The organism is Cobetia sp. PDI-23MA (assembly GCF_059507735.1).
This window is the reverse complement of sequence record NZ_CM183352.1, coordinates 3,415,218-3,431,478: the sequence shown is the minus strand read 5'-3', so window position 1 is coordinate 3,431,478 and position 16,261 is coordinate 3,415,218. Positions and strand designations below refer to the sequence as shown.

The window sequence follows — 16,261 nt, the reverse complement described above, 5'->3', positions numbered from 1 at the left end:
TATGTCGGAGAGGTCCGACACAATCGTAATCCTTGACAGACCCCTTGGGGTTATATGGTCAAGCGATTAAGCGCATACGGTGGATGCCTTGGCAGCCAGAGGCGATGAAGGACGTGATAGCCTGCGATAAGCGTTGGCGAGGTGGCAAATACCCTGCGACCCAACGATTTCCGAATGGGGAAACCCACTCACCATCAGGTGAGTATCTATAGGCCAATACATAACCTATAGAGGCAAACCCGGGGAACTGAAACATCTAAGTACCCGGAGGAAAAGAAATCAACCGAGATTCCCCAAGTAGCGGCGAGCGAACGGGGACCAGCCCTTAAGCGTGACAACCGACAGGCGAACAAGCTGGGAAGCTTGACGATACAGGGTGATAGTCCCGTAGTCGAAGTCCGAGTCACGTGAAATCGAGTAGGTCGGGGCACGAGAAACCCTGACTGAACATGGGGGGACCATCCTCCAAGGCTAAATACTCCTGGCTGACCGATAGTGAACCAGTACCGTGAGGGAAAGGCGAAAAGAACCCCGGCGAGGGGAGTGAAATAGATCCTGAAACCGTATGCGTACAAGCAGTGGGAGCACCTTCGTGGTGTGACCGCGTACCTTTTGTATAATGGGTCAGCGACTTATATTCTGTGGCGAGCTTAACCGTATAGGGGAGGCGTAGGGAAACCGAGTCTTAACTGGGCGACCAGTCGCAGGGTATAGACCCGAAACCGGGCGATCTATCCATGGCCAGGGTGAAGATTGAGTAACATCAATTGGAGGCCCGAACCCAAGTATGTTGAAAAATGCTGGGATGAGCTGTGGATCGGAGTGAAAGGCTAATCAAGCCCGGAGATAGCTGGTTCTCCTCGAAAGCTATTTAGGTAGCGCCTCACGTATCACCGCTGGGGGTAGAGCACTGTTTCGGCTAGGGGGTCATCCCGACTTACCAACCCGAGGCAAACTCCGAATACCAGTGAGTGCAGCGTGGGAGACACACAGCGGGTGCTAACGTCCGTTGTGAAAAGGGAAACAACCCAGACCGTCAGCTAAGGTCCCAAAATCCTGATTAAGTGGGAAACGATGTGGGAAGGCTCAGACAGCTAGGAGGTTGGCTTAGAAGCAGCCATCCTTTAAAGAAAGCGTAATAGCTCACTAGTCGAGTCGGCCTGCGCGGAAGATATAACGGGGCTAAATCAGGTACCGAAGCTACGGGTTCATCCTCTGGATGAGCGGTAGAGGAGCGTCGTGTAAGCCAATGAAGGTGGATTGAGAAGTCTGCTGGAGGTATCACGAGTGCGAATGCTGACATGAGTAACGATAAGGGGAGTGAAAAACTCCCCCGCCGGAAGACCAAGGTTTTCTGTTCTACGTTAATCGGAGCAGAGTGAGTCGGCCCCTAAGGCGAGGCGGAAACGCGTAGTCGATGGGAAACGGGTTAATATTCCCGTACCGGATGTGGTTGCGATGGGGGGACGAAGAAGGCTAGGTGAGCCAGGCGTTGGTTGTCCTGGTGAAAGCATGTAGGCCGAGGAATCAGGCAAATCCGGTTCCTCTGAGGTCGAGATGCGAGACGAACTGACCACGGTCAGGAAGTCATCGATGCCACGCTTCCAGGAAAAGCCTCTAAGCTTCAGATCACATGCGACCGTACCCCAAACCGACACAGGTGGTCAGGTAGAGAATACCAAGGCGCTTGAGAGAACTCGGGTGAAGGAACTAGGCAAAATGGCACCGTAACTTCGGGAGAAGGTGCACCGGTTAGAGTGAAGGACTTGCTCCGTAAGCTCCTACCGGTCGAAGATACCAGGTGGCTGCAACTGTTTATTAAAAACACAGCACTCTGCAAACGCGCAAGCGGACGTATAGGGTGTGACGCCTGCCCGGTGCCGGAAGGTTAATTGATGGGGTTAGGATTCGTCCGAAGCTCTTGATCGAAGCCCCGGTAAACGGCGGCCGTAACTATAACGGTCCTAAGGTAGCGAAATTCCTTGTCGGGTAAGTTCCGACCTGCACGAATGGCGTAATGATGGCCACGCTGTCTCCACCCGAGACTCAGTGAAATTGAAATCGCAGTGAAGATGCTGTGTACCCGCGGCTAGACGGAAAGACCCCGTGAACCTTTACTATAGCTTTACACTGGATGCTGATGTTGTCTGTGTAGGATAGCTGGGAGGCTTTGAAACCACATCGCCAGATGCGGTGGAGCCAACCTTGAAATACCAGCCTGACATCATTGGCGTTCTAACTCAGGTCCGTCATCCGGATCGAGGACAGTGTATGGTGGGTAGTTTGACTGGGGCGGTCTCCTCCCAAAGAGTAACGGAGGAGCACGAAGGTACCCTCAGCACGGTTGGAAATCGTGCATTGAGTGCAAGAGCATAAGGGTGCTTGACTGCGAGACAGACACGTCGAGCAGGTACGAAAGTAGGTTCTAGTGATCCGGTGGTTCTGTATGGAAGGGCCATCGCTCAACGGATAAAAGGTACTCCGGGGATAACAGGCTGATACCGCCCAAGAGTTCACATCGACGGCGGTGTTTGGCACCTCGATGTCGGCTCATCACATCCTGGGGCTGAAGTCGGTCCCAAGGGTATGGCTGTTCGCCATTTAAAGTGGTACGCGAGCTGGGTTTAGAACGTCGTGAGACAGTTCGGTCCCTATCTGCCGTGGGCGTCGGAAGTTTGAGAAGAGCTGCTCCTAGTACGAGAGGACCGGAGTGGACGAACCTCTGGTGTTCGGGTTGTCATGCCAATGGCATTGCCCGGTAGCTACGTTCGGACGGGATAACCGCTGAAGGCATCTAAGCGGGAAGCCCCCTTCAAGATGAGACTTCCCTGAGGCCTTGCGCCTCCTGAAGGGCCCTTGAAGACGACAAGGTTGATAGGCTGGGTGTGGAAGCACAGCAATGTGTTGAGCTAACCAGTACTAATTGCCCGTGAGGCTTGACCATATAACACCCAAGGGGTTTGCGCAGGCAAACCGCCGGGATTGCGACAGGATCGAGACATATCGGTCAGCATGATTCATATTGCGAGTCACGAGGCCACAAGCCTCGGGACTCAGGCATCGCAAGATGCCACCGTTTCGCCTGACGACCATAGCGAGCGTGAACCACCCGATCCCATGCCGAACTCGGAAGTGAAACCGCTTAGCGCCGATGGTAGTGTGGAGTTTCTCCATGTGAGAGTAGGTCATCGTCAGGCACTTATCCCGAACCGCCCCTGTAGCCTTGCTGCAGGGGCGGTTCTCTTTGTGGTGAGAAAAGTTGCTCAGGAAAAGTGGTGCGCAGGAAAATTGGCGCAAAAGAACAGCCGTGCTGGGGTAAATGCGTACAGCCCAAGACATGGCTACATGAACTATATGAGCTATATGATACAAAGATACCTCTATCATTATCGTGATAGAGGTATCTTTGTATATGGATCAGTATCACTGGGAAAACGCGCTGGCTTTCCATTGAGTGTACTTGATCGACAGGCATTCCACGCTATCGAGAGATATCTTTTCTGTTGCAGCACCTGCTCGGTGTCTGCGCTGTCATTGAATATCACTCATTGGAAGCTATCCGTATACAGGCGCAAGGAGGCGACATGTCGAGGGACCTTTCGTGTTCTTCATCAAGACTTCTATTGGCAGGAATGATGGCTCTTTTGATGGGGCTTATGTCATCAGAAATGGTATCTGCCGGGGAGCGAGAGAGGAAGATAGAGCACTGTCAGTTCATCAAGGACAAGATCGAATATTATACCGATAGGCGTCGCGGCGGCGGGTCGTCGGGCCAGATGCGAAGTTGGCAGTCACAGCGTAATGACTACAAACAACGCTATCGAGATGAAAACTGCACGCGTGTCAGGACAGCACTGAAGTGACCCCCTATTGACGCGATAATAGTGAATCGCAGTGCGCTACTCTTAGTGCTGTAGATTGTAGGTTGTAGAGAAACGCAGGCAAACATGACAATGCCCCTCCTGAGAATGTCTCAGGAGGGGCATTGTTGTTCGGACAATTCGCACAGAGCGATTCGTTCAGGGACGTTTGCGTAGGCGGGTCAGGCCTTCCTGGGCGCTTGATGCCACCAGCTCGCCGTACCGGTTATACAGACTGCCGCGAGCGAAGCTGCGTGCCCCTCCTGCCCATGGGCTGTCCATCTCATAGAGCAGCCAATCATTGACGCGTACATCGCGGTGGAACCATAGCGAGTGATCCAGGCTCGCCATTTGCAGTTCGGGCGAACCGAACCGCACACCATGTCCGCCGAGGCCTGTCGCCAGCAGGTTGAAGTCGGAGCTGTATGTCAGCAGGTAGCGATGCAGGGCGTCATCTTCCGGCAGCTCGCCTGCCAGTCGGAACCACAGCCGCTGACGTGGTGGGGGGCAGGCATCATCATCACTCGCCGAGCTTGGCGCCTTTAGGCGCAGGAACTCGATGGGGTGGCCTTCGTAGCGCTCGATGCGTGCCCCCTGCTCGATCAACTGCTCTGGCGATTCGATGTCGGGCATGGCGAGTTGATGCTCGAATCCCGCCTCCTTGCCATGGAAGGAGGCGCTGCAGAAGAAGATGGTCTTGCCATTCTGGATGGCACTGATGCGGCGGGTCGTGAAGCTGCCGCCATCACGCACGCCATCAACCTGATAGATGACGGGCTTGTGGGCATCGCCCGGGCGCAGGAAGTAGCCATGCAGTGAGTGGACCTGGCGTTCGACCGGCACCGTGCGTGTCGCTGCGGACAGCGCTTGTCCGAGCACCTGTCCGCCAAACAGCTGAGGGAAGCCGAGGTCCTGACTGTGCCCTCTGAACAGGTTCTCTTCCAGGGTCTCAAGACCCAGCAGGGTGACCAGAGCCTCAAGAGGCGCAGTAGCTGTTTGGGTCATGAATCTATCCTTGTGCTGAGGGGCAGGCGCTCGGAGCAGTGCCATCCCGCGCGGGGCGGCAATGCAGGAGGAAGCGCGAGCGCCAAGCCGTTATCATGGTGAGCGAAACAATGGCCTCAGGATACCGGAGAACTACGGTGAGTGACGAGTTGGCGATAGCGCCGCAGGCCCGGAGTGGGCCACGTGGGGATCATTACTATATGCACCGCGCGCTGGACCAAGCGCGGCTGGCATTCGAGGCTGGCGAGGTGCCTGTCGGCGCGGTGGTGGTCAATCCCCAGGGCGACATCATCGGCACTGGCTACAATGCGCCGGTCAGCACCCCCGACCCGACAGCACATGCCGAGGTGCAGGCCTTGCGCGCGGCGGCGGCCCGACTCGGCAACTATCGTCTCGACGATTGCACGCTGTATGTGACGCTGGAACCCTGCATGATGTGCAGTGGTGCCTTGATCCACGCGCGGGTGAAGCGGGTCGTCTACGGGGCTGCCGAGCCCAAGACCGGCATGGTGGAATCGCGTGCCAACCTGTTTGCACAGCCCTGGCACAACCATCACGTCGAGGTGGAAGGGGGGCTATTGGCCGCGCACGCCAAGCGCTTGCTCAAGTCCTTCTTCGCGGAGCGGCGCGGTGAACTTCCTCGCTGAACCTTTCATGCTGATCCTTTCGCTCAGATCCGCCCGCGCAGGGTCCTCTCGCGCTGAACCTTCCGTTCAGATCTCTTCGCGTTGCCATCGTGTTGGCCTCAGCATGGATCGTCAGGCAGCGACCTGAACCTGATTGCGACCACTGGACTTGGCGCGATACAGCGCCTCATCCGCTGCCTGCAGCAGTGCATCCAGCCGCAACGGAGCGCGCGCCACGCATGCCATCCCCACGGATACCGTGACGACGCTGTCCGTGGCGGGCTGTGGCAACCCTGCCGCCTGCACGGCACGCCGCAGCTCTTCTGCCAGCGTGCGGCCGACCGCACGCGGACATTCCGGGATGCAGACCACGAATTCCTCACCACCGAAGCGCGCCAGTATGCCGCCGGCAGACTCCACGGGCGCCCGTGAGACGGCGGCAACTTTCTGCAGGTAGCGATCTCCCTCCAAGTGTCCCAGTTTGTCATTGACCGTCTTGAAGAAGTCGATATCCAGGATCATGACCGTCAGAGGCATCTTGCCGCTGAAGCTCTGCACCTGCTCGAGGAAATAGCGACGATTGGGCAGCTGGGTCAGCTCGTCGTGGCGCGCCAGCCACTGGATCTCGTTCTGCAGTCGCTCTCGCCGCACCATCTCTTCGCGTAGTGCATCGTTGGCATTCTTGACGATGCCGTGCTCCTGCGAGACGCGGCGATACATGTAGATCACGAGAAAGAGCAGGTAAGCCAACAGAATCCCCGTCAGCAATGTCACTTCCGGCAGACGACCACGAGTGGCTGCCAGGAAGTGCTGTGTAGGCTGCAGGCCCAGTGTCAGGTCGGTGGCGGGTAGCTCGATGGGAATGCGATGTCCCCAGGGCGCCAGACGGCTTTCGGGGCCGACATGGATATAGATGTTGCCACGCTCTGACAGGGTGACCGCAAATGCCTCATTGCGTGCCGTGTCCAAGGCTCTGTCGAGGAGAGGGGCCAGGTCCACCACCATGGCGATCGCCCCCAGGATGGTGCCATCACGAGGGTCACGCACCGGCAGGTAGGACACCATGCCCTTGCCGCCCTGAATCAGGTCGATGATGCCGGTATGGCCCTCGATGCCGAGTTCCAGCGGATTGCGCAGCGGCGTGTCCGGTTGAGCATCCAGCAGGCGTACGCCCAGCACGTCATGATTGCGCCCTTTGTCCGGGAAGACGCGCGAAACCACGCTGTCCGGATCGATGAAGGCGATGTTCTGGAAGTAATCGAAATCCTTGTAATAGCTGCGTGCCAGACGCTGCCATTCTCCGCGCGTCGGTGTCTGCCCCATCAGGCTCCAGAAACCGGCGAAGCGCCGCATCGCATTGAGCTGGTCGTTGATCTCGCGAGACAGCTCCGTGGCGATCTTGTCGCCCAGTACGTAGGTCGACTGGTTGATGCGATCGTTCTCGTCCTGGCTCTGCTGTTGCCAGGCGAGCAGGCATATCAGGGTGATCATGGAGGAGATGACCAATGGTACGATAGTACGGCGCCACATATGCATGAGTGCCGGCTGCACATCGATCCATTGTGCGAGCAATAGCAGACTGACAAAACTGGTCAGCGTGATGCGCTCCGGACCTGCCAGTACCATGCTGGCGACGGAAAGGCTGGCGTCTGTCGTCATGGCAAACAGCAGCAACAGCGTGACTTGCGTCAGTTGGATGGCAGAGCCGAATCCCAGTCGCATGCGCAACAGGGCGCAGGTCGTGAGGCCGAAACAGGCAAACAGGATCAGGATAGGCGGGCGGATATTGGCGATATGCCAATCGCCCGGCAGATTGATCAGCAGGCCTCCCCAGTGGTCCACCCCCACCCAGCTCTCCGGTAGCAGGAAGGTACAGATCAGCAGGATGTTGAGGATCAATGAGGCGCTGAGAAACAGCTGACTGAGGAAGGTATTTCGCCAGTGCCAGGCAGTCTGGCCGGCGGCTTGCAGGGTCAACATCATCAGCAGTAGCGCATTGGCTTCATTGCCGGCAGACGGCCAGAGCCCCAGCAAGGCGATGCCGAACGCGATCAGGCTTAGCGACATCAAGACGAGTCTGCGTGTCATTCCCTGTCCTTAGAGGCTCTTGATGTGTGGTGAAGATGCGTGCACTTGAGGCACCGGAGTGCTGACGGTCCGAACTCCATCCTCAGAGAATCGGAGGCACTGTATCGAAGGGATTGCTGTCGCCTTCGTCGTCGGTAATCGGACGCTCGTCCAGCTGATAGAACTGCTGCTGGCTACGGTAAACATAATTCAGTATTTCATAATAACGTCGGATATTGCGTACATAGATGACAGGTTCTCCGCCGCGTGCATAACCATAACGGACTTTCTGGTACCACTCACGATTCTGAAGCAAGGGCAGGGCTTCGCGGACATCCTTCCAGCGATTCGGGTCGCCGCCCTTCATCTTCACGATCCGTCTGGCGTCAAACAGGTGACCCAGGCCGACATTGTAGGCTGCCAGCGTCATCCAGGTGCGATCCGGTTCCTTGATCTCGTCCGGCAAGCGTCCCTTTATACTCACAAGATAGCGTGAGCCACCATCGATGCTCTGAACGGGGTCCAAACGGTTGGCGATCTTCATTTCGCGTGCCGTCACATTGGTCAGCATCATCAGACCGCGCACCCCTGTAGGAGAGGTGGCCTCGGGTTGCCAGTGCGATTCCTGATAGCCCGTGGCGGCCAGCAGTTTCCAGTCGATACCGGTTTCGCGTGCGGCTTCCTTGAAGGTATCGATATAGCGCGGCAGGCGATCGCGTGCCTGGCGGATGAAGGTACGGGCGCCGACATACTCGAGATAGTCATCATGGCCGAAATAGCGCTCGACCAGTCGATCGAGGGTGCCATCCTGGCGGCGTGTCTCGAGAAAATCATTGGCGGCGGTCAGCAATGAGATGTCGCCATGCGCGGGGAAGGCCCAGGCCAGCGTCAGAGGATCGCCCACGTCGAAGCCGTTCTCCACATTGGGGAAGAACAGGCGGTTGAGCTTGAATTGATGGGCATAGACGACCGCCGCATCCAGCTTGTCTTCCTCGATGCGTTGCAGCAGATCCGCCACCTCAAGCTCGCCGGTTTCCTTCCAGCTGAGCTCGGGGATGTCCTGCTGGACTTCCCTCAGTACCAGGCTGGTGCCGGCGCCCTTGATGACGCCGATGCGCTTGCCGACCAGATCCTTCAATTCCTTGGGCGGGTGCATGCCGCGTCGATAGACCACCATCGCCTGCAATTCGAGGATGGGGCGTGAGAAGCGCAGGCCCTGTTCGGAGAGATCCAGCGGTAGGGTCGCGGCCGCGAGATCGGCCTGATCATTGAGCACGCTCTGGGTCAGGCTCTCGATATTGTGCTCGGAATCCATCGAAAGACTCACGCCAAGATAATCGGCGAAGTCACGTGCCAGTTCGTATTCGAAACCGGTAGGCCCCTGACGGCCACGATAGAAGGTCGTGGGGGTGTTGCGTGTGGCGACCTGAATGAAGTCGCGCGCACGGACATCGTCCAGCCGCGTAGGCATCTCGATGAGGGTGCGCTCGGGCAGTATCAGCAAGGCGAGGGCCAGTGCCGTGACGAAAAAACGCCGCGCGTGGCGCAGCAGCTGTCGCACGGGCGGAATGAGAGAAAAGGGCGAGGTCTTGAGCATGCGTCAGCATCATTCACGGCAGGGCTTCCACCATACCGGCAGCTCAACACACTGTCATCCAACGCATGTCGCCTGCGGGCTTCGTTAAGGCTCGCCTTTCACGTATGATATGCGCTTGCTGCCGCCGTTTGGCGGTTGTCCGTTCACGCTGCTTCAGAGGCTTTCCCTGACCATGCTCGAACTGCGAGGCGCGCCTGCCCTTTCCGCCTTCCGTCACACCCGTCTACTGGCTTCGTTGCGCGAGCTGGTGCCGGAGGTGGAATCTCTTCATGCCGAGTACCTTCATCTGGCCGAGGTCGATGGTGAACTGAGCAGTACCGATCGGACAACCCTGGAGCGCCTGCTGGACTACGGCCCCAGTCGTGACGAGAGCCCTGCTGAGGGACATCTTTTCCTCGTCGTCCCTCGCCTCGGTACCTTGTCTCCCTGGTCTTCCAAGGCCACTGATATCGCCGCCAACTGCGGTCTGCCGCAAGTCCGCCGCCTCGAGCGTGGCATCGCCTACCGCATTAAGCTGGATGCTCCCCTGAGCGAAGAGCTCTTCGCCACGCTGTCCTCCCGACTGCACGACCGCATGACCGAGACAGTGCTGACCCGAACCCAGGACGCCGCACGTCTCTTCCAGCATCAGTCACCCGCCAGGCTTGCCCATGTCGATATCCTCGGCGGCGGTCGCGACGCCCTGGTCACGGCCAACGGCACCCTGGGCCTGGCACTGGCTGACGACGAGATCGATTATCTGGTCGAGTCCTTCAAGACTCTGGGCCGCAACCCTGCCGATATCGAGCTGATGATGTTCGCCCAGGCGAACTCCGAGCATTGCCGCCACAAGATCTTCAATGCGGACTGGACCATCGATGGCGAGGCGCAGACGCACTCGCTGTTCAAGATGATCAAGAACACCTACCAGAATCATTCCGACGGTGTGCTCTCTGCCTACAGTGACAACGCCGCCGTCATGGAAGGTCCGACCGCCGGGCGCTACTTCCCGACAGGCGAAGGCCACATCTATGCCTACCATCAGGAACCTATCAACATCCTGATGAAGGTCGAGACCCACAATCATCCGACGGCCATCGCTCCCTATCCGGGTGCGGCGACCGGCGCTGGCGGCGAGATCCGTGATGAAGGCGCGACAGGTGTCGGCTCCAAGCCTAAAGCCGGCCTGACCGGCTTCAGCGTCTCCAATCTGCGTATCCCGGGCTTCGAACAGCCGTGGGAGCACGACTACGGCAAGCCGGAGCGCATCAAGACCGCCTACGACATCATGCTGGAAGGCCCGATCGGCGGCGCTGCATTCAACAACGAATTCGGCCGTCCCAACCTCAATGGCTACTTCCGTACCTATGAGCAGGATGCCTTCGGTGCCGGCGGCATCGAGCGTCGCGGCTATCACAAGCCGATCATGCTCGCCGGCGGTTACGGCAACATCCGCAGTCAACACGTCGAGAAGGGCGACATTCCGGTCGGTGCCAAGCTGATCGTGATGGGCGGCCCGGCGATGCTGATCGGTCTGGGCGGCGGTGCGGCCTCTTCCATGGCCTCCGGCAGCTCCAGTGAAGACCTCGATTTCGCCTCCGTGCAGCGTGACAACGCCGAGATGGAGCGTCGCGTGCAGGAAGTCATCGATCGCTGCTGGGCGCTGGATGACAAGAACCCGATCTGCTTCATCCACGACGTCGGCGCGGGCGGTCTGTCCAACGCCCTGCCGGAGCTGGTCAAGGATGGCGGTCGCGGTGGCCTGTTCGATCTGCGCGCCGTGCCGAGCGCCGAATCCGGCATGAGCCCGCTGGAGATCTGGTGCAACGAATCCCAGGAACGCTACGTGCTGGCGGTGGCGCCGGAGAATCTGGCCACCTTCGAAGCCCTGTGCAAGCGTGAGCGTTGCCTGTACGCCGTGGTCGGTGAAGCCCTCGAGGAGCACGAGCTGATCGTCAAGGATGGTCACTTCGATACACGTCCAGTCGATCTGCCGATGGATGTGCTGTTCGGCAAGCCGCCCAAGATGTCACGCAGTTTCGAGCGCCAGACGCTGGAACTGCCGGCGCTGGGTCTCGACAACCTCGATCCGCGTGAAGCGATGACCCGTGTGCTGCAGCTGCCCACCGTCGCTTCCAAGAAATTCCTGATCACCATCGGCGACCGCTCGATCACCGGCATGGTCGCACGTGACCAGATGGTCGGTCCGTGGCAGGTGCCGGTGGCCGATTGCGCCGTCACCACCAGCTCCCTCGACAGCCATGTCGGTGAAGCGATGGCGATGGGCGAGCGTACGCCGGTCGCACTGATCTCGCCGGCCGCCTCCGCGCGCCTGGCCGTGGCCGAGGTGATCACCAACCTGGCCGCCGCGCCGATCGCCAAGCTGTCTGACATCAAGCTGTCCGCCAACTGGATGAGCGCGGCCGATCATACCGGCGAGAATCAGGCGCTGTTCGATGCCGTCCACGCCGTCGGCATGGAACTGTGCCCGGCGCTGGACCTGACCATTCCGGTCGGCAAGGACTCCATGTCCATGCGCACCGCCTGGCAGGACGAGAACGGCGAAGACAAGTCGATCACCGCACCGCTGTCACTGGTGATGACAGGCTTCGCGCCGGTCACCGATGCCATGCGTACCCTCACGCCGCAGCTGCGTCGCACGCTGAATGGCGAGGCCGTGGAGACGGACCTGATCCTGATCGATCTCGGTCACGGTGCTCACCGCCTCGGCGGCTCCGCGCTGGCGCAGGTCTATGGTCAGGTCGGCAATGAAGCGCCAGATCTCGCCAGGCCGGAAGATCTGAAGCACTTCTTCGAGGCCATCCAGCGCTTCAATGCCGAAGGCAAGCTGCTGGCCTACCACGACCGCAGCGACGGTGGTCTGTTGACCACCCTGATGGAAATGTCCTTCGCCGGACGCGTCGGTCTCGACATCTCCCTCGACTGGACCGCCGCCGAGCCGGGCCAGGCGACTGGCGCACTGTTTGCCGAAGAGCTGGGCGCCGTGGTGCAGGTACGTCGCGAGCATACCGAGTCCATCCTCGCCGAGCTCAAGGCCGTGGGACTCGAGCACAGTGGCGTGATCGCCACGCCGCGTGCCGATGAGCAGATCAACATCACGCTGCTGGGCCAGAACCTGCTCTCCACCACCCGCGCCAGCGCCGAGCGCCTGTGGGCCGAGACCAGCTATCGCATGCAGGCCGCGCGTGACAACGCCGATTGCGCCAAGAGCGAATTCGAGTCCATCAACGATGTGCGTGACCCGGGCCTCTCCGTCCAGGCCACCTTCGACGTCAACGAGGACATCGCGGCGCCGTACCTGAACACCGGCGCACGTCCGCGCATGGCGATCCTGCGCGAGCAGGGCGTCAATGGTCAGCTCGAGATGGCGGCAAGCTTCGACCGCGCCGGTTTCGAGGCCGTCGATGTCCACATGAGCGATATCCTCGAAGGGCGTGTCGATCTGGATACCATGCGGGGGCTGGTCGCCTGTGGCGGCTTCTCCTACGGTGACGTGCTGGGCGCCGGCGGTGGCTGGGCCAAGTCAGTGCTGTTAAATGCGCGTGCGCGTGAGCAGTTCGAGCGCTTCTTCAACCGTGACGACAGCTTCGCGCTGGGCGTCTGCAACGGTTGCCAGATGCTCTCCCAGCTCAAGGAGCTGATTCCGGGTGCCGAGGCCTGGCCGCGCTTCGTGCGCAACGAGTCCGAGCAGTTCGAGGCCCGTGTCGCGATGGTCGAAGTCGAGAAGAGCGCCTCGCTGTTCCTCGATGGCATGGAAGGCTCGCGCCTGCCGATCGCCATCGCGCATGGCGAAGGGCGTGCCGAGTTCCGCGACAGCGCTCACCTGCGCAAGATGCAGAGCAGCGGCCAGGTCGCACTGCGTTACGTCGACAACTACGGCCAGACCACTACGCGTTATCCGGCCAACCCGAATGGCTCGCCGTCCGGTATCACCGGTCTGACCACCGATGATGGTCGCGTGACCATCATGATGCCGCACCCGGAGCGCGTGGCGCGTGCCGTCACCAACTCCTGGCGTCCGGACGACTGGCAGCAGGATGGCGCCTGGTTGCGCATGTTCCGCAATGCCCGTCGCTGGGTCGATTGATCCCTCGGTCGGTCATCACGGGATGACAGCATGAGAGACGCCCCCATGGCAAAGGCCATGGGGGCGTCTTGCGTTGGGGCCGATTCAAGGCGAGTGGTACGGGAGTCGCGTCTGGCTTGCTCAACGTGGCGTTCCATGGTGGGAGCTGGGTGACGGACGCCGGGTAGCTTAAGGTGGAGGCCAGGCCTCATGCCTGAGGTCGTGAATGTCTGCCTGACACATTACAAGGATGTCGTGATGAAGCTGAAATGGTCGCTGTTGCCGCGTTATTCCGTCTTCCTGCTCTGTATCATCGGAGCGCTCATCTGCCTTCCCCTGGCGATGCAGAATGCCTGGCTGTGGCCGTTGGCCAGCATCTTTGTGCTGCTGGTCGCGGTTGGTCTCAATGACTTGCGGCAAGCGGATTACGCCGTGCGTCGCAACTATCCGGTGATCGGCAACATGCGCTATCTGTTCAAGGCGCTGCGTCCGGAAATGCGTCAGTACCTGTTCGAGTCGGACACCGATCAGCTGCCGTTTTCCCACAAGCAGCGCGAGCTGGTCTATGCGCGTGGCCGTCAGCACAATTCCTCTCAGCCGTTCGGCACCTTGCTCGATGTCTATTCCGACAGCTACGAGTTCATCGGTCACTCCATGCAGACTTCGAGCGTGCCGGACCCCAAGGGCTTTCGTCTCAACGTCGGCAACTCCCAGTGCTCGCATCCCTATAATGCCTCGCTGTTCAATATCTCGGCGATGAGCTTCGGCTCCTTGAGCGCCAACGCCATCCGCGCCCTGAACAAGGGCGCCAGGCTGGGCAACTTCGCCCATGACACCGGAGAAGGCAGCATTAGCCCCTATCACCGCGAATTCGGGGGCGATCTGATCTGGGAGCTGGGCAGTGGCTACTTCGGCTGTCGCGACGAGGAAGGGCGCTTCGATGGCGAGAAGTTCGCCCGTCAGGCGGCCAGCGAGCAGGTCAAGATGATCGAGATCAAGCTCAGCCAGGGCGCCAAGCCGGGCCATGGTGGCGTTCTGCCGGCCAGCAAGATCAGCGCGGAGATCGCCGAGACGCGCGGGATTCCGATGGGCAAGGACTGCATCTCGCCCGCCAATCACGCCGAGTTCTCCACACCGCTTGAGCTGTTGGGCTTCATCCAGCGCCTGCGCGAGCTGTCGGGTGGCAAGCCGGTGGGCTTCAAGCTGTGCCTCGGTCAGCCGTGGGAGTTCATGGCCATCGTCAAGGCGATGCTCGAGACCGGGATCGTGCCCGATTTCATCGTCGTCGATGGCAGTGAGGGCGGCACCGGCGCCGCACCCACCGAATTCACCGATCACCTCGGTACCCCGCTGCGCGAAGGGCTGCAGTTCGTCCACAACTCGCTGGTGGGGGCAGGGCTGCGTGATGAGGTGCGCATCGGGGTCAGCGGCAAGATCATCAGTGCCTTCGATATCGCCTGCGTGATGGCGCTGGGGGCGGACTGGATCAATGCCGCCCGCGGTTACATGTTCGCGCTGGGCTGCATCCAGTCACTGAGCTGTCACACCAACAAGTGCCCGACGGGGATCGCCACCCAGGATGATCTGCGCCAGAAATCGCTGGTTGTGGAAGACAAGGCCGATCAGGTGCGTCACTTCCACCACAACACCCTGCATGCGCTGGCCGAGATCCTGTCGGCGGCGGGCCTGCACACGCCCTGGCAGATCACCCCGGACCACCTGGTGCATCGTGTCTCCGAGAATGAGGTCAAGCTGTTCTCGCACCTGCATCCCTTCCTGACCAAGGGCGCGCTGCTGACGCAAGGGGACGACTACCCCTTCTATCGTCGTGTCTGGGCCATGGCTCAGGCCGAGAGCTTCCAGCCGCGATCGCTGTCAGAGGTGTCGGGGGCCAAGCGCGAGTAGACAACCGTCACCTCTGCGACCAAACGACCGTTCAACAACCGGGCGCAGGCAGTCACACTGAAACGTAACGAGTCATGCCCGCGGGCAGCTCGACGAACGCAGTGTGGTTGCCTGCGCCTTTTGGGTTTATCACTGGATGAGTGCCATCGCTCGGCACTGTCGTGAAATCGTTCGAGCGCGTGCTTGCTCGTTATCCGTCCCAGGGAGACCGCCATGTCTGACGCTACCCACCTCACGCCTGAACGTTATGTGACCCTCTCGATCAGTGAGCATGTCGCCGACGTGCGCCTCAATCGCCCTGACAAGCACAACGGCATCGACTGGAAGATGATCGATGCCTTGCTGGCGGTTCAGCAGGAGCTGCATGCCCGCGCTCGGGAATCAGGCCTGCGCGCCATCGTGCTGTCGGGCGAGGGGCCCAGTTTCTGTGCGGGGCTGGATATCGCCGCCATCATGGGCGACGCCGCCCGCGTACCGCAGTTGCTGGTCGCGGGGGCCAACGGCTGTGCGCCACAGCGCAATACCGTGCAGCAGCTGGCGCTGGGCTGGCGAGATGTCGGGGTGCCGGTCATCGCCGCCTTGCATGGCAACGTCTTCGGGGGCGGCCTGCAGATCGCGCTGGGGGCGGACATTCGCCTGTGTGATCCTGATGCGCGCCTGGCGGTGCTCGAGATCGACTGGGGCATCATTCCGGACATGGGCATCAGCGTCACTGCGCGTGGCGTACGACCGGACTGGCTGCACGAGTTGACGTGGAGCGGGCGCAAGGTCGAGGCCAACGAGGCGCAGAGCGCCGGTCTGGTCACGCGCATCATCTCCAGCCCGCAGGAGGAAGCGTTGGCCCTGGCGCGCCAGATTGCCGGGCGCTCTCCCAGCGCCGTCCGCGCGATCACGCGTCTCTACGACGAGGCCCTTGATGCGCCGGAAGCCGAGGCACTGGCGCTTGAGGCAGAGCTGCAGTCCTCGCTGCTGGGACGCGCGGAGCAGACCGAATGTATCAAGGCCAAGCTTGAGGGGCGCGCGCCGCGCTTCTGCCCCTGACTGGCCGGGAGAGATGGTCTTGGCTTGACGGGCGAAGGTTGGCGGGCCAGGTTATCCACACCCACTTTGCCGCTGCGGTCGCTGATGCGGATAA

The 16,261-nt window shown here is 60.2% G+C and carries 7 protein-coding genes and 2 rRNA genes; 6 read left to right on the top strand and 3 right to left on the bottom strand.

All coding sequences use genetic code 11. From position 1 onward, the window contains the following. Nucleotides 1-56 precede the first annotated feature (56 nt). A 23S ribosomal RNA gene (locus tag AC5WNJ_RS14580) occupies nt 57-2,944 on the top strand. A gap of 137 nt (nt 2,945-3,081) precedes the next feature. Then, nucleotides 3,082-3,197, top strand: a 5S ribosomal RNA gene (gene rrf / locus AC5WNJ_RS14575). Nucleotides 3,198-4,019: 822 nt separating this feature from the next. Here the strand turns inward: rrf and AC5WNJ_RS14570 are convergent. Further along, entirely contained in the window at nt 4,020-4,865 is an 846-nt protein-coding gene (locus AC5WNJ_RS14570) for an acyl-CoA thioesterase (RefSeq protein WP_495930051.1), read from the bottom strand. Nucleotides 4,866-5,065: 200 nt separating this feature from the next. On the opposite strand from AC5WNJ_RS14570, the gene tadA reads away from it, so the two are divergent. Continuing rightward, nucleotides 5,066-5,512, top strand: a complete 447-nt coding sequence (gene tadA / locus AC5WNJ_RS14565) for a tRNA adenosine(34) deaminase TadA (RefSeq protein WP_054556831.1) — start codon at nt 5,066-5,068, stop codon at nt 5,510-5,512. A 111-nt stretch (nt 5,513-5,623) separates the two neighbouring features. On the opposite strand, the gene AC5WNJ_RS14560 is transcribed toward tadA, so the two are convergent. Together AC5WNJ_RS14560 and mltF are read right to left on the bottom strand one after the other, a co-directional pair. Then, nucleotides 5,624-7,579, bottom strand: coding sequence for a GGDEF domain-containing protein (locus AC5WNJ_RS14560; protein WP_495930050.1), 1,956 nt, complete (start codon nt 7,577-7,579; stop codon nt 5,624-5,626). A gap of 82 nt (nt 7,580-7,661) precedes the next feature. Continuing rightward, nucleotides 7,662-9,155 (bottom strand): membrane-bound lytic murein transglycosylase MltF, encoded by a 1,494-nt coding sequence (gene mltF / locus AC5WNJ_RS14555; RefSeq protein WP_290441798.1) that lies wholly within the window; start codon nt 9,153-9,155, stop codon nt 7,662-7,664. A 172-nt stretch (nt 9,156-9,327) separates the two neighbouring features. Between mltF and purL the strand changes: the two genes are divergently transcribed. From purL to AC5WNJ_RS14540, 3 genes are all read left to right on the top strand, one after another. After that, nucleotides 9,328-13,242, top strand: coding sequence for a phosphoribosylformylglycinamidine synthase (gene purL / locus AC5WNJ_RS14550; protein ID WP_495930049.1), 3,915 nt, complete (start codon nt 9,328-9,330; stop codon nt 13,240-13,242). Between the two features lie 189 nt (nt 13,243-13,431). Beyond that, entirely contained in the window at nt 13,432-15,126 is a 1,695-nt protein-coding gene (locus AC5WNJ_RS14545; RefSeq protein ID WP_495930048.1) for an FMN-binding glutamate synthase family protein, read from the top strand. A gap of 213 nt (nt 15,127-15,339) precedes the next feature. Beyond that, on the top strand, nt 15,340-16,167 hold the full coding sequence (locus tag AC5WNJ_RS14540) for a crotonase/enoyl-CoA hydratase family protein (protein ID WP_495930047.1): 828 nt from the start codon (nt 15,340-15,342) through the stop codon (nt 16,165-16,167). The last annotated feature ends 94 nt before the right edge of the window (nt 16,168-16,261 follow it).